16 protein-coding genes are annotated in these 19,812 nt (G+C 50.0%); 2 read left to right on the top strand and 14 right to left on the bottom strand.

Annotated elements, in window-relative coordinates; translation table 11 throughout:
• Window positions 1-173: 173 nt before the first annotated feature.
• The 4 genes from IE082_RS05460 to IE082_RS05445 form a co-directional block, all read right to left on the bottom strand.
• Window positions 174-1,340, bottom strand: a complete 1,167-nt coding sequence (locus tag IE082_RS05460; protein WP_189492748.1) for an extracellular solute-binding protein — start codon at window positions 1,338-1,340, stop codon at window positions 174-176.
• A gap of 162 nt (window positions 1,341-1,502) precedes the next feature.
• Window positions 1,503-2,882 (bottom strand): aspartate aminotransferase family protein, encoded by a 1,380-nt coding sequence (locus IE082_RS05455; protein ID WP_189492745.1) that lies wholly within the window; start codon window positions 2,880-2,882, stop codon window positions 1,503-1,505.
• Window positions 2,883-3,065: 183 nt separating this feature from the next.
• Window positions 3,066-4,433, bottom strand: coding sequence for a glutamine synthetase family protein (locus IE082_RS05450; protein ID WP_189492743.1), 1,368 nt, complete (start codon window positions 4,431-4,433; stop codon window positions 3,066-3,068).
• Window positions 4,434-4,505: 72 nt separating this feature from the next.
• Window positions 4,506-5,258 carry a gamma-glutamyl-gamma-aminobutyrate hydrolase family protein gene (locus IE082_RS05445; RefSeq protein WP_189492740.1) on the bottom strand — a complete coding sequence of 251 codons (753 nt, stop codon included), beginning with the start codon at window positions 5,256-5,258 and terminating at the stop codon, window positions 4,506-4,508.
• A gap of 283 nt (window positions 5,259-5,541) precedes the next feature.
• Here IE082_RS05445 and pdxR point away from each other — a divergent pair, with 283 nt between their 5' ends.
• Window positions 5,542-7,059 carry a MocR-like pyridoxine biosynthesis transcription factor PdxR gene (gene pdxR / locus IE082_RS05440; RefSeq protein ID WP_189492737.1) on the top strand — a complete coding sequence of 506 codons (1,518 nt, stop codon included), beginning with the start codon at window positions 5,542-5,544 and terminating at the stop codon, window positions 7,057-7,059.
• 281 nt (window positions 7,060-7,340) lie between these two features.
• Here pdxR and dnaJ read toward each other — a convergent pair whose 3' ends face one another.
• From dnaJ to IE082_RS05390, 10 genes are all read right to left on the bottom strand, one after another.
• Entirely contained in the window at window positions 7,341-8,468 is a 1,128-nt protein-coding gene (gene dnaJ, locus IE082_RS05435) for a molecular chaperone DnaJ (protein WP_189492734.1), read from the bottom strand.
• Between the two features lie 136 nt (window positions 8,469-8,604).
• A complete protein-coding gene (gene coq7 / locus IE082_RS05430; RefSeq protein ID WP_189492731.1) occupies window positions 8,605-9,246 on the bottom strand; it encodes a 2-polyprenyl-3-methyl-6-methoxy-1,4-benzoquinone monooxygenase in 642 nt (213 codons plus the stop codon).
• Window positions 9,247-9,392: 146 nt separating this feature from the next.
• Window positions 9,393-10,694: an MFS transporter gene (locus tag IE082_RS05425; protein WP_189492728.1), complete on the bottom strand. Its 1,302-nt coding sequence runs from the start codon at window positions 10,692-10,694 to the stop codon at window positions 9,393-9,395.
• Window positions 10,695-10,771: 77 nt separating this feature from the next.
• A complete protein-coding gene (locus tag IE082_RS05420) occupies window positions 10,772-12,553 on the bottom strand; it encodes an ABCB family ABC transporter ATP-binding protein/permease (RefSeq protein WP_189492725.1) in 1,782 nt (593 codons plus the stop codon).
• Window positions 12,554-12,617: 64 nt separating this feature from the next.
• Window positions 12,618-14,201: a DHA2 family efflux MFS transporter permease subunit gene (locus IE082_RS05415; protein WP_189492722.1), complete on the bottom strand. Its 1,584-nt coding sequence runs from the start codon at window positions 14,199-14,201 to the stop codon at window positions 12,618-12,620.
• Window positions 14,202-14,336: 135 nt separating this feature from the next.
• Entirely contained in the window at window positions 14,337-14,987 is a 651-nt protein-coding gene (locus IE082_RS05410) for an NAD(P)H-binding protein (RefSeq protein WP_189492719.1), read from the bottom strand.
• 12 nt (window positions 14,988-14,999) lie between these two features.
• Complete coding sequence (locus tag IE082_RS05405; protein ID WP_189492716.1) at window positions 15,000-16,190, bottom strand: HlyD family secretion protein; 1,191 nt, start codon at window positions 16,188-16,190, stop codon at window positions 15,000-15,002.
• A gap of 67 nt (window positions 16,191-16,257) precedes the next feature.
• The gene (locus tag IE082_RS05400; protein ID WP_189492713.1) at window positions 16,258-17,694 is read right to left on the bottom strand and encodes an efflux transporter outer membrane subunit; all 1,437 of its coding nucleotides are present in this window, start codon (window positions 17,692-17,694) and stop codon (window positions 16,258-16,260) included.
• Between the two features lie 15 nt (window positions 17,695-17,709).
• Entirely contained in the window at window positions 17,710-18,018 is a 309-nt protein-coding gene (locus IE082_RS05395) for an ArsR/SmtB family transcription factor (RefSeq protein WP_189492709.1), read from the bottom strand.
• A 153-nt stretch (window positions 18,019-18,171) separates the two neighbouring features.
• Window positions 18,172-18,396, bottom strand: coding sequence for a hypothetical protein (locus IE082_RS05390; RefSeq protein ID WP_189492706.1), 225 nt, complete (start codon window positions 18,394-18,396; stop codon window positions 18,172-18,174).
• Window positions 18,397-18,663: 267 nt separating this feature from the next.
• Here IE082_RS05390 and IE082_RS05385 point away from each other — a divergent pair, with 267 nt between their 5' ends.
• Window positions 18,664-19,791, top strand: a complete 1,128-nt coding sequence (locus tag IE082_RS05385) for a low temperature requirement protein A (protein WP_189492703.1) — start codon at window positions 18,664-18,666, stop codon at window positions 19,789-19,791.
• Window positions 19,792-19,812: the final 21 nt, after the last annotated feature.

The raw sequence follows: 19,812 nt of genomic DNA, 5'->3' as shown, positions 1-19,812 counted from the left end.
GAAAGAATAAATCCATTGAAAATGACCAAAGCAGTCATGACAGCATCGTGGTTCTTTTCGTGACGCGTTGTGAATGACGAAACAGAGTGCGAAACACGGTGCTGTGATGAGGACTCAAGCAAAGCGAAGAAAAAATAAGCCTCGCAGCGAACAGCACTGCGAGGCTTATGGGCTTACTTGCCTGACTTGAATTGACGGAATACGTCAGTCATGGCTTTGCGAGCGTCTTCAGACTCTGGTAAGCGGCGAGGTGCCATTTCTTTCAGAACCGCCGCGTCTAAGAAAATCGTTTTGTTTGCCGCTTCTTCTGGAGCGACGAACTCCAATGACGCTTTGTTTGCAGTGGCATAACCGAGTTCATTGGTCATGGCTGAACCGACTTTGGCATCTAAATAGTAGTTAATCCATGCATAAGCATTGTCCACGTTTTTAGAGTCAGCTGGAATCGCCATGGTATCGAAGAACACGATACCGCCCTTGCCGAGCAACATGCGCATTTTTGGGTTGTTGGCGCGTTTTGCAGCCATGTTGATGTCACCTGACCATGCCAATGCCACACACAGATTGCCATTTGCAAAGTCATTGACCACACCTGAGTCGCCAAATTTACGAACGTCGGCGCGCACAGGTTTGAGTAAGTTGTTCAGAGCGTCTGTGTAGTCAGCCACATTAGAGCTGTTTGGTTCTTTGCCCATGTATTGCAAGGCAGCTGGCAAAACCTCTGACGGTGAGTCGAGCATGAAAATACCGCAAGATTTGAGTTTGCTGGTGTACTCAGGCTTAAATACCAAGTCAAACGGGTTCTCTGGCAAAGGCATGCCGCCCAGTGCTTTCATAACCTTGTCTTCGTTGATACCTATACCTGTAAAGCCCCATGCCCAAGGAATTAAATGCTCATTGTTTGGATCCATCTTGGCGACTTGTTCCATCAGCGCTGGGTCGAGGTTTTTGTAGTTCGGGATTTTGCTCTTATCGAGCTTGAGGTATTTGCCTTGTTTGATTTGTTGCTCGCCCCAAGCAGAACCTGGTATCACGATGTCGTAGCCTGTGTTGCCCGCGATGATTTTTGCATTGAGCGTTTCGTCGGTGTCAAACGTGTCGTAATTGACTTTAACGGTGGTTTGCTTTTCAAAATCAGCAGCCATGGCTTCAGGGATGTATTCTGCCCAGTTATAGATGCTGACTTGACCTGATAGCTTTACAGGAGCCGCTTCAGTTGATTTGGCATCCGCTGGTGCTGCATCAGCTGGTTTTTCAGCTGGCTTGTCACCGCCACAAGCGGTTAAAACTAAAGCTGCAAACATTGATAGGCCAAAATGGCGGAGGTTTTTTGCATTCATGAGTTTGTCTCCTAAACAAAGCAAAGTGAATCATTGGAAAAAATACCACAACTTATAGTAAAGCGGTTTGAGCTGAGTGTCATGCCTTATGATTGCGCACGGACGTTCATGAGCAGTGATTTTGCACCAAAAGTGGGCAAAATGCACGAAAAACTGTGTCGTTTATTTTGAGACATCCTTGAGCGTTGCATCGAGGGCTTTGCGCGCTTTGCTTAACAACTCGTCGATGTTGTCATGTGCCATGGTGAGTGGCGGCGCGATAATCATGCGATCGCCGACGGCGCGCATGACGAGGCCGTTGTCAAAACAGTGGCCTCGGCAAATCATACCGACGTTGTCGTCGTCATCAAAACCGATGTTTTTGTCTTTGTCTTTCACAAGAACCAAGCCGCCAACCATACCGAGTGTCTGAGCATCGGCGACGAGTGGATGGTCATTGAGGGCTTCAAACATTTTTTTCAGATACGGTGCCGTGTCGTTTTTGACCGTGTTGACGATGTCGAGCTTTTGCATCAGTTTGATGTTTGCCAGAGCCACAGCGCAGGCTACAGGATGGCCCGAGTAGGTGTAACCATGGTTGAAGTCGCCGTCTTTGTAAATCACATCGACCACGCGCTGACTGACCATCGCGCCGCCGAGAGGGATGTAACCTGAGGTGACACCTTTGGCGAATGTCATGAAATCAGGCTTTGTGCCCATTGTTTCGCAGCCGAACCATGTGCCGAGGCGACCGAAGCCGCAAATGACTTCATCAGAAATGAGCAGGATGCCGTATTTGTCACAAATGCGTTGGATTTCTGGCCAGTAGGTTTTCGGCGGGATGATGACGCCACCTGCGCCTTGGACAGGTTCGCCGATGAAAGCGGCGACTTTGTCTTTGCCGATTTCAAGGATTTTTTCCTCTAACCAGCCAGCGGCGACGATGCCGAATTCGTCCTCGGATAGATCTTTGAGTTCTGGCTTGTCTTTGACCGCTTCGCGCAAATACGGTTGCTCAATGTGGACAATCCCTGGAATCGGTAAGTCACCCTGCTCATGCATGCCCGTCATGCCGCCAAGAGATGCGCCCGCGACGGTTGAGCCGTGGTACGCGTTTTTACGGCTGATGATGGTTTTGCGTTGCTTCTCGCCCTGCATGTCCCAGTAGCGACGAACCATACGCAAAATCGTGTCGTTTGATTCTGAACCAGACGAGCTATAAAAGACATGATTGAACTGCGGCGGCGTGATTTCAGACAACAACGTCGCCAGTTCAATTGCAGGCTCGACCGAGGTGTTGAAAAAGCTGTTGTAAAACGGCAGTGTTTGCATCTGTTTCGTGGCGGCATCGACCAGCGACTGCTGACCATAGCCCATGTTCACACACCACAGCCCGCTCATGCCGTCGAGAATCTGGTTGTCATTTGAATCCCAAATGTGCACGCCTTGCGCTTTCGTGATGATTCGTGCTCCTTTTTTCGCCAAATCAGTGTGATCGGTGAAGGGATGCAGATAGTGTGCAGAGTCGAGTTTTTGCAGCGCAGCGGTGTTGATTTGGGTCATGTTGTCTCCATGAGTTTAAATATTTGTAAACGCAGTGTAGTGAATGTGTTCTGCGGTGGGTGGAATGGATGGGATGATGGCGTAAAAGTGGATGGTGAAGCTTGAAGTTGTGGTTAAAGCCTTTGTTCGACAGCACAATTATGCGGCTCAAAACAAAGGTGGGCAAAAAGCCCACCTGAATCATTAAACGTTCAGCAGTAAATTCTCCCGCTCCCACGGGCTAATCACTTTCATGAATTCCTCATACTCAGCTTCTTTCACTGCAAGGTAAACCTGAACGAATTTCGGGCCGAGTACTTCGTGGAGTTCTGGGCATTCGCGCAGGGCGTCGAGGGCTTCGCCGAGGCTGCGTGGAAGCTCAAAGTCTAAGTCGTTGACTGCGCCAAAGGTTTCGGCAGATGGCTTGATTTTGTTCTTCATACCAAGGTAGCCGCAGGCCAGAGTGACAGCAAGTGCAACGTAGGGGTTTGCATCCGAGCCGACGACGCGGTTTTCGACACGGCGAGCTTGAGGGCTTGATGCTGGAACGCGCAGGCCGACGGTTCGGTTGTCTTGCGCCCATTGCACGTTAATCGGTGCGGCGGTGTGTTTGGTGATGCGGCGGTATGAATTGACATACGGTGCTACGAGTGCCATGGCGAGTGGCATGTATTTTTGCAACCCACCGATGTAATGCATGAACGTCTCAGAGCGTGTGCCGTCTTCGTTTGAGAAGATGTTTTTACCGGTTTTGGCATCCACGATGGACTGGTGGATATGCATGGCCGAGCCAGGTTCGTTTTGCATTGGCTTGGCCATGAACGTGGCGAACATCTCGTGACGAATGGCTGCCTCGCGTAAGGTGCGTTTGAAGAAAAACACTTTGTCGGCCAAATCGAGTGGTGCCCCGTGGAGGAAGTTAATCTCCATTTGACCGGCACCCCATTCGTGAATCAATGTGTCCACGTCCAAATCCATCGCTTCGCAGTAGTCGTAAATGTCTTCAAACAGAGGGTCAAATTCATTTACCGCGTCAATCGAGTATGATTGGCGACCTGCTTCGCGGCGACCATTTCGGCCAATCGGCGGGATGAGCAATTGATTTGGGTCAGTGTTGCGTGCGACAAGGTAAAACTCCAGTTCGGGCGCGACGACAGGTACCCAACCTTCAGCAGCGAATAATTCTTCAACGCGGCGCAGCACCGAGCGCGGTGCGAACTCCACCAGCGTGCCATCCATATTGAAGCAATCATGCAACACTTGAGCTGTAGCGTCAGACGCCCAAGGCACGAGGCGTACCGTCGATGGGTCGGGACGTAGCTCCATGTCCATGTCGGTTGGGGCGATGATGCCGTCTAGAGCTTTGTCTTCGGGGTATTCGCCCGTCACCGTTGAGCCAAAAATGGCTTCGGGCAGACGCATCCCGCGTTCCTCTGAGAACTTGTTGCGCGGTAAGATTTTTCCTTTTGCGATGCCTGTGAGGTCGGGGACGAGACATTCCACTTCGGTGACGCGATTTTCATCGAGCCAGCGATCCATCTCGTTGAGGGTGGTGAATTTTTGTAGTGCCATTTTGTATCTCCTGTGTAATTCTGTATGCCTGCTTGAGTGATTGGGGCGATGTGTTTCGGTTGCTGTGTGAGGTTATTGGGTGTTGCTATAATCCAGACAGGCTTGTCCAAATGCTTTGAACATGGCGATGGAGTCTGGGTTTTCTGACATCTTCCATTCGGGGTGCCACTGCACAGCAATTCCGAAATTGGGGTGGTCTTTCATTCTAAATGCTTCAATTAAACCATCAGGGGCAAAGGCTTCTGCCACCAAGCTGGGGGCCAAAAACTTGATGCCTTGGCCATGGACAGAATTGACCTGAATGTCGGTTTTTCCCAGCATCTGGTGCAACACGCCGCCTTCAACCAAGCGAGCTGGGTGGCTAAAGCCATAGCGCTCATCAGGTGTGACATCACCTTGTAGAAGATGTGTGTCGTAGTCATCCAAATCATGCACGGCTTGATGCAGTGAGCCACCGAGCGCCACATTGATTTCTTGAAATCCGCGGCACACCCCCAAAATCGGGACGCCACGTGCAATCGCTGCCTTGACCAGCGGAATCGTTACATCATCGCGCAAATGATCTTGTGGCAAATGAGGCTGTGTCACTTCTTCTCCATACAGTGCCGCGCCGACATTTGATGGCGAGCCTGATAAGAAAATCCCGCTTGCCACACCCAGTAGTACCTCAATGTCCAGAGCTGAGCCCATTGCAGGAATGAGTAGTGGTGTCATGTCGCTGCCATAAAACACCGCGTCGGTGTATTTTCTCTGAACCGTGTGTGACGCATGACCACGGATGTCGTTGCTGCATGAGGGAATCAAGATAATGGGAGGACGAGCCATGGTGAGGGTGAAACTCCTGTTCGGCAGACGCTTTTGATGCCTTTTTGTTAGGCATGGTGGGGCGCAATGTGGGTTAATGATGATTGTAGTGTAGCATTGGTTCTATAGGCAGTGCCACTTTTATATGATGGCTTGAACCACTTTTTGTTGAAATGGTTTGATTTAGTGGTTAAAATCTGAGTGAAAATTAAGCCAGTTGGTGGCGGATGCTTTTTGTTCAGAGCTCTTTGAATGAACACTCGTTTGGCAAACATGATAAATAACAGATTGATTTGAGACACATATGAAACGAACGCCACTGGCTGAATTGCTGCAAACCGAATTGGAGCGTCAAGACTTTCATCCGCGCTTACCGGGTTACAAACGTGTTTATGAGGCGATTCGCGGGGCGATTGTCAACCGTCGCTTGCCCGCTGGTGCGAAGTTGCCCAGCTCGCGTGACTTGGCGCGTGAGTTAGACGCCTCTCGCAACATGATTGTCGCGGCGTATGATCAGCTGCAGGCAGAGGGCTATGTGGAGAGTCAGACAGGCAGCGGTACTTATGTGGCTGAAGCCTTGCCTGATGGCTTCTCGAACGATGGCAGTCATGTTCGCTACCAGTTTCTCGGTGATGCCGCAGAAGACGATGAGGCGGTGAGTTTATCCAAGCGCGGCGCACGACTGACGCGTGAAGAAGGTATGGATGCTTACGAAGTTCAGCCTCTGGCACTGTCTGGTAAGATGGATTTGCTCAATTTCCCCATCAAAACATGGCAGCGCGTCCAGAACCAAGTTTGGCGTCGCGATGATGTCAACCTGTATGACTATGACACCACGGGTGGTTATTTGCAGCTCAAACGCGCCGTGGCAGACTATCTGCGTGTATCGCGTGGCGTCGCACTCGATGCTGACCAAGTGCTCATCACGGGCGGCACGCAGCAGTCACTTGACCTCATCAGCCGTATGCTCGCGGATCAAAACGACATCGCTTGGGTTGAGAATCCTTGTTACTGGGGGGCTTGGAGCTCATTTTACGCCAATGATTTAAACATTCGCCCTATTGCGGTTGATCTTGAGGGTATGAATCCATCCGCAGAGGACTTGGCCAGTCCGCCGCCGAAGTTTATTTATGTGACCCCTTCCCATCAATACCCGACTGGCGCGGTTATGTCGCTCGCGCGTCGTAAAAGCCTCATCGAATACGCCCAGCGTGCCAATGCATGGATACTCGAGGACGACTATGACAGTGAGTTCCGCTATGCAGGTCGCCCTGTGGCTTCACTGCAAGGCTTGGCGGCTGAAGCGGGGGTGCCGCGTGTGTTGTACATGGGTACATTCTCTAAAGTTATTTACCCTGGTATCAAACTCGCTTACGTTGTTTTGCCGCATGCTTTGATTCCTTCATTCAAAACAGCTCTTTATGACTTATACCGCCCTGGTCAATTACATTTGCAAGCAGCACTTGCAGAGTTCATTGACCAAGGGCACTTCACCACGCACATCCGCCGCCTGCGCCAAGCCTATGCGCAGCGTCGAACATTGTTGCTCGCTGTGCTTGACCGAGCGCTCAAAGGCAAAGTGCAGCAAGTGGTGGTTGATGCGGGGTTGTTATTGGTGATTAAGTTACCCTCGCACATTGATGACGTGGCTCTGTCCGCTCAGTGTCAGTCGAATGGTTTATCGGTCAGGCCTCTGTCACGGTATTATATTGGTGAGACGGATGTGCGTGGCTTGGTGGTTGGCTTTGCTTATGTTGATACCAATGACTTGGTTGAGTGTGGTAAACGGTTGGGAGACATGATTGGGGCTGTGTTGACGTGATTTAATGCTTGGGGACTAATTCGTTAGAATTAGTCGCAAAATGTATATTACTTGACTCTAAAATCCGCTTTTAAGCTGTTTTTTTGTGATTTTTAGGATATTTGGCCAGTCGCGGAGTGCTGGGGGATTTTTAGAGGTTCCCTCAAATTAAAACTATTTTTGTATCAAACTAAATGCCCCGCGACTGGTGAGTATCCGTGCAGCGATACGAGACATGCTGCTTTTCACAAAAAATCGCACCTTATGGTGCGATTGGGGGGGAGCAATGATTATCTGTACATTCAGTCGAAAAAACCTTTGACCTTGTCGAACCAGCTCTTGCTTTGTGGGCTGTGTTTGTCGCCATTGGATTTGAGAGATTCGTCGAATTGACGCAACAGATCCTTCTGTTCGCCACTTAACTTGACGGGCGTTTCTAATGTGACATGAATGAACAAATCACCAATGGTAGAGGCTGAACGCACATGAGGCATCCCTTTGCCACGTAGGCGGAAGCGCTGGCCTGTTTGAGTGCCCTCGGGAATTGTCATATGTGCGCCACCGTGCAAGGTCGGGACTTCGATGTCGCCACCGAGTGCTGCAGTCGAGAAAGAAATCGGGACGGAGCAATGCAAGTCAGTACCATCTCGCTCAAACACGTTGTGTTTTTTGATGTGGATTTCAACAAATAAATCACCCGCAGGACCGCCATTGACGCCTGGCTCGCCTTTACCTGCATTGCGGATCCGCATGCCGTCTTCAATGCCCGCAGGGATATTGACTTCGAGGGTTTTATTGTTTTTAACTTTACCTTGGCCATGGCATGTTTTGCATGGTTTGGGAATGTGTTTGCCTGTGCCGTGACACTTGGGGCAGGTTTGCTGGACCGAGAAAAAGCCTTGCGACATGCGAACTTGCCCTTGACCTTGGCAGGTCGGGCAGGTTTCGGGTGTGCTGCCCGCTTCGGCACCTGAGCCGTGGCAAGTGTCGCATTCGTCCCAAGTGGGCACACGAATCTGGGTGATTTTGCCGTGGGCGGCGTCTTCTAAGGAAATCTCCATCGTGTAGCGTAGGTCTGAGCCGCGATAAACTTGTGGCCCACGTTGACCACCACGACCACCCATACCGCCAAAGATGTCACCGAAAATGTCGCCAAATGCATCACCAAATGGATGGCCACCGCCGCCGCCACCCATGCCGTTGGGGTCAACGCCCGCGTGGCCGTATTGATCGTATGCCGCACGTTTTTGTGGATCTGACAGCATTTCGTACGCTTCTTTGACTTCCTTAAACTTTTCTTCGGCGTTCGGGTTGTCCTGATTGCGGTCGGGGTGGTATTTCATCGCCAATTTGCGATAGGCCTTTTTGATCTCTTCGTCCGATGCATTGCGTGCGACGTCTAAAATTTCGTAAAAATCTTGTTTTGCCATGATGTGTTCTTGATTAAAGTAGGTTTTGTTGATGGTGAGCACTCGCAAATTCAAATGCTCAAACGACAGAATGAGTCAGACATGGGGGTGTTCGCCGACTTTTCAAGAGTCGTATGGTTGAGTGCTTGAGGCCGTATTATATTTTATAAGCTGTGGTGGTCATGACTTTGGCCATGCCGCGCATGGCCAGCTTGACCAAATTAGGCAGCTCCATTGCACCAGCTTGTCGTGCGTGTTCTGCGTGCGCCAGCTCTTCATCACGCATGGTGCTGACAATGGCACGAGAAGGGCTGTCCTGTAGGGGCAAGCCAGTGTCTTGTAAATGGCTTTCCAAATGAGCACCGACCTGCACTTCCGTTTCGACCACAAAGCCCAAGCTGACGGCCTCTGATATTTTGCCCGCCACAACGCCGAGTGTGAAAGCACCGGCATACCACAAAGGATTGAGCAGACTGGTTCGGCTGCCCAGCTCGTTTAATCGCTGCTCCGTCCATGCCAAGTGGTCAACCTCCTCCTTGGCCGCGGCCAAAAGCATGTCGCGGTTGTGTTGATTTTGACTCACCCACGCTTGCCCTTGGTACAAGGCTTGCGCGCACACTTCACCAACATGGTTCACGCGCATTAGGCCAGCGGCGTGCTTGCGCTCAGCCTCAGAAAGAACGGCTGACTCCGTGTACGCTGCAGGACTTTGTCTGTTTGGTACAGCTTCGCTGGCAATGGTGCGTAAACCATGGTCAATTTGTGCAACAAGGAGGTCGAGTTGGGTTGATTGGCGCATATGAATAACAATAATAAAATGATGATGAATTATAGCTTGTGAGTGGTCAAAGAGAGAGACTTTGTGTTTTTAGGCATTTGGAGCGATTTTGATTCTTTTAGAGTCAAAGAGGTTTTTGTCTGTTTTATTTCATCGACTGAGTGCGGTCATGCTGCAGAAACCTGCTGTAAGCGACGTAGTCTGAACAAAAATAGCAACCCGATGACAAAGAAGCCTGCCATGGCCAATGCGGATGGTTTGACTTGGCCTGTGCGTTCGATGATGAGGCTGTAGGTGAGTGTGCCGACGACGATGGCAAGCTTCTCTAACACATCATAAAAACTAAAAAATGTGGTGTTTTCATCTGTGGCGGGTAGGAGTTTACTGTAGGTGGAGCGTGACATGGATTGCAGACCGCCCATGACCAAACCAACTAAGGCTGCAATGGCATAGAACTGATAACGCACATTGGGGTTATCTTTATCGAGGAAAAATATCGCCACACAGGCGATTATCCAAAAACCAACGGCGATCATCAGTACGCTGCGGTTGCCGATTTTGACGGACAAACGTGACAACAGCTGTGCGCCGATGATGGCTTCGATTTGCAAAAATAAAATAGTGGTAATGAGTTGACCAGAAGTTAAACCGATTTCGTCGCCAATGAACGTCGCCATGAGAAAAATGGTTTGCATGCCAACGCTGTAAAAGAAAAAAGCACCGAGAAAAATATTCAGATTCGGCGTGCCAAATAGTTCATGCGCGGTGTGGCGAATGCCGCCAAAGGCACTGACCAATAGCCCTTTGAATGATCCAACTCCATCAGCTTTGGCTGTGCCGCGTGGTAATTTGGCGAAGCTGTATTGTGCAAAGCCGAGCCACCAAATCCCTGTGAGCAAAAAGCATAAGCGTGTGTAGAACGAGCGGTTCTCATCATTGGCGACGAATTGAATCAAGACCAAACTCAAAATCAGAATCAGCATAGATCCTGCATAACCGAGGGAGAAACCACGGGCTGATAAAGCGTCCTGTTTGTCCTTACTCGCAATTTCGGGCAAGTAAGCGTTGTAAAAAACCAAACTGCCGTAAAACCCAATGCTCGCTATGATATTGAGTAGAAGACACAAGCCAATGTTAGACGCATCGGTAAAAAAGAACAGCCCCATACAAGCGAGAGAGCCGACAGTACAAAAAAACTTCATGAAAGAGCGTTTGTTGCCGCGATTGTCCGCTATGGCAGACAAGACAGGACTCATCAGCACGAGTATCAAAAATGATAAAGTGAGCGAGTAGCCGAAGACAGCCTTGGGCTCTAAGCTCATGCCTGCGATTGTGACTTCTTGTCCTTTGGTCACTGCCGCGTAATAGATGGGGAAAATGGTTGAGTTAATCACCAATGCGTAAGCAGAGTTTGCCCAATCATAAAAAGCCCAAGCGCGCGTTGTGGTGGGGTTGTTCAGTATGGTCATAAGGTGTCGTGGCTGGTTGTTTGATGCAGTCTATCAGAAAACTCAGGGTAACTGCTGTCATCGCCCTGAGTGACTGGTCAAACGCCAATTGAACCCTGCTCATCTTGTTGCGCTGCCCACATCGCAGTGTATTCGCCATTCTTGGCAAGTAATTCAGCATGTGTGCCTCGTTCGACGATGCGGCCATCGTTGAGCACAAGAATCTGGTCTGCGTAGACAATGGTGGATAGGCGATGTGCAACGATGAGCGTGGTGCGGTTTTTAGCCGCGTCATCAAAGGCGGACTGAATGGCTTTTTCGGCGTGTGAGTCCAGCGCTGATGTTGCTTCGTCAAAGATTAAAATCGGTGTGTTTTTAAGTAAGGTTCGGGCGATGGCGACACGTTGCTTCTCGCCGCCAGAAATTTTTAAGCCGCGCTCGCCAACGGGTGTTTCCAGCCCTTCGGGCAAGCGTTTGAGAAAGTCGCCCAAATGTGCGGCTTGGGCAGCAGCCATGATGTCGTCGGGTGTCGCATCAGGACGACCGTAGGCGATGTTGTATCCGAGTGAGTCATTGAACAGCACAGTGTCTTGCGGCACGATGCCTATGGCTTTGCGTAGGGACAGTTGCGTGACGTCTTTGACCGATTGTCCGTCAATCAAAATTTCGCCACTTTGAATGTCGTAAAAACGAAACAACAAGCGAGATAAAGTCGATTTGCCTGCACCGCTTTTGCCGACAATCGCAGTGGTCGTGTTTGGCTCAACGGTGAACGACACATCATGGAGGATTTGTCGGTTTTCCATGTAGCTGAAGTCCACATGTTTGAATTCAATGCGACCATCTTTCACCACAAGCTCACGTGCATCATCGGCATCGGCGATGTCGGGTTCGCTGTGCAGTAAGGTGAACATTTTATCCACGTCCACGAGCGACTGTTTGAGCTCGCGGTACATGACGCCGAGGAAGTTAAGCGGAACATATAACTGCAGCATGAGTGTGTTGATGAGGACGAGATCGCCGACGCTGAGCTTTTTGTTGACCACACCTTGAGTGGTGTACCAAAGAATCACAATCAGCGCGAGGGAAATGATGAGCTGTTGGCCAAAGTTGAGCAAGGAGAGTGAGCTTTGTGAACGAATGGCTGCTTTGCGGAATTGTCCTAAGCCTTGATCATAGCGGTTGGCTTCAAACTGCTCGTTATTAAAGTACTTCACCGTTTCAAAATTGAGCAATGAATCAATCGCTTTTTGATTGGCGCGCGAGTCCAACTCGTTCATGTGTTTGCGGTACTGCGTGCGCCATTCGGTGATACCAACCGTGTAGCCAATATAGCCAACCAGCGCTGCTGCTGTGATGCCCACAAAAACCAAGTCATACTTTGCCCACAAAAAGCCCAACACCATGCCCATCTCAATCAGAGTGGGCACAATGGTCATGAATGAAAAGCCAATCAAGGTGCGCACGCCACGTGTGCCGCGCTCAATGTCGCGAGTTAAACCACCGGTTTGACGTCCGAGGTGAAAGCGCAATGACAAGCTGTGTAGGCGGTTGAAGACTTGCAATGACACCGCCCGTGCGGCATTTTCTGAGACACGGAAAAATACAATCTCGCGCAATTCATTAAACAGTGTCATCGACACACGCAACGCCCCATAAGCCAGCAGCAACATGATGGGCGCAAGCAGTGCCACCTGCAGTGTTGGATTGGGTGTCATGCCATCAACGATTTGTTTGAGCACAACAGGAATGCCTAAGTTGGCGACTTTCGCTAATGTGAGCGCCACGAATGCGAGCATCACGCGGTATTTGCTTTGCCAAATGTAGGGCCAAAGGCTTTTGATGGTTTGCCAGTCTGAGCGGTGGGTGGTGTTGGTCATTTTTATTTTGTGTGGTTAAACAAGAGAGACGCGAATCACCACGTCTCTCAAAATAATGAGTGGTTTAGTGTCCTGCTTGAGCCACGGCACCTTTGACAGGTTTGGCGATGAATACACAGAACATCATGATGATAAATAACCCTGCTGATAAATACAGAACATCCAGAGTGCCTTTGGTTGCTGCTTGTTGACTCACCAGCCCTTCGAGCATTTGATAGCTGGCTTCAAGACTGCTTCCGCTTGCTTTGGCATTGGCCATTAATTGATCGTACATTGGGTTGCCAGGGTGAAGCTCTTCGGTCAGTCGGGCATGGTGAAACGAGGTGCGGCGTGACCACAGTGTGACAAAAATTGCTGTACCCATCGCGCCACCCAATGTGCGAAGGAAGTTTGATAGGCCAGCAGCATTGACCAGATCGTCGCCTTCCATGCCTTGCATCATCAAACTCGATAACGGGATGAAGAAGAATGGAATGCCCAAACCAAACAGGAAGCGTCCCAACATCACGTCAGTGATGGTTGAATCGGGTGTGAGTAAACTACTGTGCCAAGCACCATAGGCAAACAGACCAAAACCGATAAAAATCAACCAACGCAAATCAACGCGGTGCATATTCATCCCAATGACGGGAGAGAAGAAAATCGCAAACAATGCCACAGGTGCTGTCGCCAAGCCAGAGTGGAACGCGTCGTAGCCCATGACGGTTTGTAACCATAGCGGAATCACCACCACATTGCCAAAGAAAATGGTGAAACCGACGGTTTGCAAAATCGTGCCGACCGTGAAATTACGGACTTTAACGAGCTTCAAGTCCACCACAGGGTGCTTGTCATACCACTCCCAAATCGCCAAGAAAGTTAAGCCCACCACTGCCGCAATCGCCAAACGGACGACGGTTGATGACTCAAACCAGCCCCAGTCATTGCCGTGTTCGAGCATGTACTGAAGTGAGCCTACACCAATGACGAGTAGTACCAAGCCGACCACGTCAATCGGCGCTTTGCTTGAAATCGCGCTTTCGCGGCCTTTGAGCAATGAACGCAGTGCCACCACGCAAAATATACCAATGGGAATGTTGATATAAAAAATCCAAGGCCATGAGTAATTCTCAGTGATGTAACCACCCAACACAGGCCCCATCACAGGTGCAATGACCACAGTCATTGCCCAAAATGCCATGGCGACACCTCGTTTCTCTGGTGGGTAATTGTTCATCATGATGGCTTGTCCGAGCGGAACCATTGGCCCTGACACCAAGCCTTGCATCAAGCGAAAAAACACCAAGGTGTTAAAGTCGGTTGCCAAGCCGCACAACACTGAAAAAAGAGTAAACAAAATGACTGAGAATGTCAGCAATCGCACTTCGCCAATGCGTCGAGCCAACCAGCCGGTGAGCGGCACAGCAATCGCCGCCGCCAATGAATAGGAGCTAATGATGGAGGTACCTTCGCGCGCTGACACGCCCATCGTGCCTGAGATCGTTGGTACGGCGACATTGGCAATCGTGGTGTCGAGCACTTCCATAAACGTGGCTAAAGCGGTTGCCACGGTGAGCATGACCAACGCACCGCCTTTGAGTGGTGCGAGTGTAGTCGTTGATTCGGCGGCTGGTTGGCTGGGTAGATCAGCGGTGGTTGCTGTGGTCATATTATTCGTTCATAAATAGCAAAAGGGAGCAGATGGCCAAACTGTCACAGTGACGATACTTAAGAAAATACGGGAAAAGTCGGGTTTACTTTTTAGAGAAACTTCGTTTTATAAAAGCTTTCTTTCCGTATTTCCTTAGGTATTTTGCAGCGCGTCTGATTCAAAGATATGCAAGCCAGATAAACCCGTTTGTGCTTTTGTGTACAGGGCTTGTGCGACTTGGCGTGCGGCGATGGGGCGGTATTTTTTGAGTGGCCCAATGAATAGAGCATTGAATAACGGCGTCAGTCGCACGCCGAGTCGTTCTAATGGGCGATGTTCTGCTCGTTCGCTCAACAGCAACGAAGGCCGGGCAAACACCGTCGTAGCCAAACCCAATGCGGCGATGAGCTGCTCTGCTTCACCTTTGACACGGTTGTAAAACACGCGTGATTCTGCGTTAGCACCCATGGCGCTGACCATCAAAAACTGCTGCGCACCAAGCCGTTGTGCCCACTGTGCGACATTGAGTGGATAAACACAATCCACTTCGCGAAAGGCTGCTTGAGAACCTGCTGCTTTAATCGTTGTGCCCAAAGCACAAAAAACATCATGAACCTGCACGGACACACCGGGTAAATGATTGAAATCGACCAGAAGTTCTGTGAGTTTCTCGTGCGTGTGTCCAGTCGCACGGCGAGTCAACACAATCACCGATGCATAGTGTGCTGATTCAAGAAGTTGGGAGAGCAGCATTTTTCCCACGAGTCCTGTTGCACCAACGAGTACAGCAGTTTTATGTGCCATGATTGATCCTGCTTATTGATTCGCATTGATGATGGCCATAGCGGCTTCTTCGGCAGCGGCGTCGTCTTGTGTGTAGACAGTCGTTTGCAAGTTGGCTGGGGCTGCTGAGCCATTCACTGAGCCAAGTACTGCGCCGTCTCGGTTGTGGGTATCGACCACCGCCTCAATTGACATGCCAACACGCAAAGGAAATTGCTTGAGTTGCTCCGCGTCAATCAAAATGCGTACGGGTACACGTTGGACGATTTTGATCCAGTTGCCCGTTGCGTTTTGGGCCGGCAATACCGAAAACGCCGAGCCAGTACCGATGGCAATGCCTTGAACTTTGCCTTTGTAGGTCACGGCATTGCCATACATATCGGCTTTGAGTTCGACATCTTGGCCGACACGTAGATTGGCTAATTGAGTTTCTTTGAAGTTCGCATCTACCCAAACTTGGTTGGCTGCCACCAAATTCATGAGGGGCAGGTTTGGCGCAACTGATTGACCGACTTGGACAAAACGTTTGGCGACAATGCCGTCCATCGGGGCGACCACGGCCAAACGTTTGTGGTTGATATAAGCTTCACGAAACGCCGCTTTGGCGCGCTCAACCGTGGGATGGTTAGCCACATCCGTACCGCTCACTTGTGCGGCTGCGGTGTTGTTCTGTGATTTGGCCACTTGCAAGGCGGCTTGGGCGCGAGCCAAGTTGTCTTTGGCGGTGGCCAATTCTTCTTTACTCACAGCACCCGTAGCGACCAGTGGTGCGCGGCGGTTAACGGCATCTTGTGCTGTTTTGACGGCGATTTGTGCTTGCTTGAGCTGGGCGCTGGTGATGCTGGTGTTGTTGAATGCCAGTTTGATTTGGCGTGCCGCATCAGCGAGCTGTGCTGAGGCTTGGGCTAATGCCACATCCGCGTCGGTTGGGGTCAGTTTAACGAGTTCTTGACCTGCTTTGACTTCTTGGTTTTCTTCAGCGAGAACGGCTTCGACAGTACCGCTGGTTTGTGCGTTGACGGCCACAATGCTACCGCCGACATAGGCGTTATCGGTTTTTTCTTCGAAACGCGCGATGAAGAAATAGTACAGCACCCAAGCGATGCCTAAAATCAAAAATACACTGGCGGCGATCAGCATTTTTTTGCGTTTGTTGCTTGCATTGGCTGCATCTTTTTCGGTTTCGATCTCGGTGATGACTGAGGTTTCTGTTTGAGCGGTCATGGTAATCTTTATTTCGTCGATGGTCTCATGGGGTGGCTGTGCCACCGTGTGGTATGGTGGAGGCGGTTTACGGCTTATTCCATAATTCGTCAAATCCTGTGCCTAAACTGGTGGCCAATTTAGCCTCTTGAACTCGGCGTGCCGCATAGGCAGCTTCAAGGCTGTCGCGTTCACGCAGTTGTGCACTTTGCATCATTAAATATTCCATTTGCGGTGAAATGCCTTGGCGATAACGTTCATTGGCCAGTTGGCTCAACTTGCTTTGGCTGGCCAGAATACGTTGTTGCTGACTTAACCGTGCACCGCTTTCGCGATGGCTGGCCAACTGTTGATGTGCGTCAGAAATGGCTTGGTAGACCGTTTGGTTGTATTGTGCGATGGTGCTGTCCAATGTGGCCTGCTTCATGAGCAAGTTGCTGTTGAGCGCTGCGCCACTGAAAATCGGTAGGCTGATCGCTGGTTCAACCGCTGCGAATTGGCTGCTTGATTTGAATAGTCTGTCCAAGCCTAAGGCTTGAAAGCCGACATTGACGTTTAAATTGATGTTGGGATAAAACTCAGCTTTGGCCGCTTTGACGTTTTGTACAGATGCTTCTATCAGATGACGTTGGGCGGCGATGTCGGCGCGCTTCCCCAATAAATCCACAGGAATGGTGCTGGGCAATGTCAGCGTGCGCCAGTCACTGCTGGCCGAAATGTTGGGTAACTGCGCAGGTGTGAGGCCAATCAGTGCGGCGAGCTGTGCACGGCCAATCTCGCGTTGGGCGTTGAGTGTTGCTTGCAGTTGCAATAGTTGGCCAATCACGATGTCGATTTGTAGACTGTTTTGTGTTGCTTGTAGTCCTGCTTGTTCGCGTTCAAGCCAGCGTTGTTTGAGCTGGTTCTGCAGAGCGATTTGTTCACTTAATGTGCTACCTCTGGTTTCTAAGCTGGATAACTGCGCATGCAGTGCGACGATGTTTGACGCAATGGCCAAACGCGCCGCCTCGTACTCAAAGCGAGCCGCGGCGGCTTGTCCCAAAGTGGCTTTGTACTGAGCCCGCTTTTTGCCCCATAAGTCCAAATCCCACGAAAAATTCGCGGCCAGTAAACCTAACTCCTGCCATGTGCCACCGAGGGTCGGTGGGTAAATGTAGTTTTCGGTGTATTGTTGACCGTTCAGAGACAGTTTGACACCACCAGTTGGGTATTGAAGTTTTTTGGTGCCGTCCGCAATGGCATCCGCACTGGCGACGCGCGTGCCAAGCACTTGTAAATTGGGAGAGCCAGTGAAGGCTTGCTCAATCAATTGGTTGAGTGTCTCATCGCTGTAATTGCGCCACCAGCCCTCTTGTGGCCAGCGTGCCAATTCAGTTGTTGATAATGTTGGCAATTCAAGCTGCTCTAAAGTCACTTGGGGTAATGGTTGGTGTCGGCTGGTGACGCTCGCGCAGCTCGATAAGGCCATCACGGCAATGGCCGCTGCGGTGAGGCGACGTGCTTTTTGAAAATGGTTGGAACTCATGTGTACTCGCATGGTTTAAAGTTGGGTGACTTTGAATGCTCGCATGGCTGCTTCGCGAGCGTCATGATTAATGGCTGCCGTGATGAATTTGCCATGTTTTTGAACATGAATCAGCCCAGCTTGTTCCAGTACTTTGACGTGGTGCGATACAGTGGGTGCGCCGATTTTGAGTTTTGCAGCGATGTCACTGATGAGGCACAGGCATTTCTGGGGTGGGACGGATAAACGGTCGTGTTCAATAATCTCTAAATACAGAGCCAGTCGATTTTCATTTGACAGAGCCTTGAGTTGGCGAGCCAGTTGCTTGAAATTATGAGGGGTCATGGGTTTTGTTTCTTCTGTGGTTTGCAGAGATTGTATGATCATAATTCGATAGTTGTCAAATTATAAAATTATCGAATTATTTTTCTTGTAGCAAAAACAACAGAAAACCCGACAAAAGTGTCGGGTTTTGCAAAGCTTAATACAAGCCTGAGTTTAGCGATTGGCTTTTAACTCGGCTTTAGACAGTTTGCCATCTTTGTCCGTGTCTAATTGTTTGAAATTATCCGCAATGTCAGACAAGCCAGCCGCTTGGGCTTCGGCAAGTGTCAACGCGCCGTCGCCGTCTTTATCAGCTTCTGTAAACGTGGCTGCGTGCGCCCCAGCACTGGCCAAAGCCAAAACGATGAGGCTGATGCGAATTTTATGTAATGCGTTCATGGTGTGCTCCAAAGTAACTGCCCTGTGTTGTCCTTAACGCGTTGCATCTGCGTTTGGTTGTCTATATTTTAAACTTTTTTGTGACAAGATGGCTGATTTTGTCGAAACTTTGTGTGTTTCTTATCCCTTATGAGTGTCTCGGTGGTTTTGTCGTCCTGATGTGGACAAAAAATACCACTACCCTGTGCTAAAATTCGTTTTTTGTCTGATTGAGTATAAATTATTATGAGTAATCATCATCCCAAACGGACACCCTTGATGGTGCCCATGCAGCCACGCTCACCCGTTGAAGTTCATCGGGCTTCGACGCCGCTGGAGCTTTTATTTGATTTGGTTTTTGTGGTGGCGGTGGCACTGGCCTCTGCGCGATTGCACCATGGTATTGTTGAAAATCATGTCGGTCATGCGATTGTCTCCTTTGTGATGGTGTTTTTCCCCATCTGGTGGGCGTGGATGAATTTTTCGTGGTTTGCATCTGCTTATGACACGGATGATGTACCGTATCGACTTTTAACGATGTTGCAACTAGCAGGGGCTTTGACACTAGCAGCTGGTGTGCCTTCAGCTTTTGAGACCCAAGATTTTCTCGTGTCTACCCTTGGTTATGTACTAATGCGTATTGCGTTGGTGCTACAGTGGTCTCGGGCATGGCGAGCAGACCCCCCTCGTCGCAAAGTTATTGCGCGTTATATCATTGGCTTGATTCTTGCTCAGTCAGGCTGGTTGGCACTGCTGGTTTTGCCGCCCTCAATCAAAATGATTGGCTTCATTACTCTTGCTACGTTGGAGTTGTTCATCCCTTACTGGGCCGAGTCGGCGGGACAATCGACACCATGGCACCCTGAGCACATCGTCGAGCGCTATGGCCTTTTTACGATCATTGTGCTGGGCGAGTCTATTTTATCCGCTTCTATGGCGATTCAGGCTGCAATGAAGGCTGGTGCATTAGATGCCAAAATGCTGTATTTGATTGCTGGTGGTGTGTTGATTGTTTTTAGTATGTGGTGGTCGTATTTTCAGCAAGTTGAACATAAAATCACTGAGTCTATGCGCAACCTGTTCTTTTGGGGGTACGGGCACTTCTTTATTTTTGCTTCGGCGGCGGCTGTTGGTGCTGGTATAGCGGCCTCAGTGGATGCGGCTTTGGGCTTGACTCAGGCTAGCCAACAAGTGACTAATGCAGCAATCGCATTGCCTGCGGCCATTTTTTCTTTGAGCTTGGGTTTGGTTCACGGTCGCTTGCGTCAGGCTGGGCCTGTGAGGAAGGCTTTTTGCTTGATGATGCTCGCTATTGTATCGACGATTTGGCTCGATTCTGCTGTTTTCTGGATTGGTGTTTCGATGGCAACTTATCTAGGATTTAAGCTGGCGGTAAACCGATCAATTACCGTTTAGCGACCAACAACTCAACGCTTG

Origin of the sequence: Formosimonas limnophila (genome assembly GCF_014652675.1) — a bacterium.
In the GTDB taxonomy this organism is placed as follows: Bacteria; Pseudomonadota; Gammaproteobacteria; order Burkholderiales; family Burkholderiaceae; genus Hydromonas; species Hydromonas limnophila.
The sequence above is the reverse complement of the archived record's forward strand: the minus strand, read 5'-3'. Positions and strand labels throughout refer to the sequence as shown.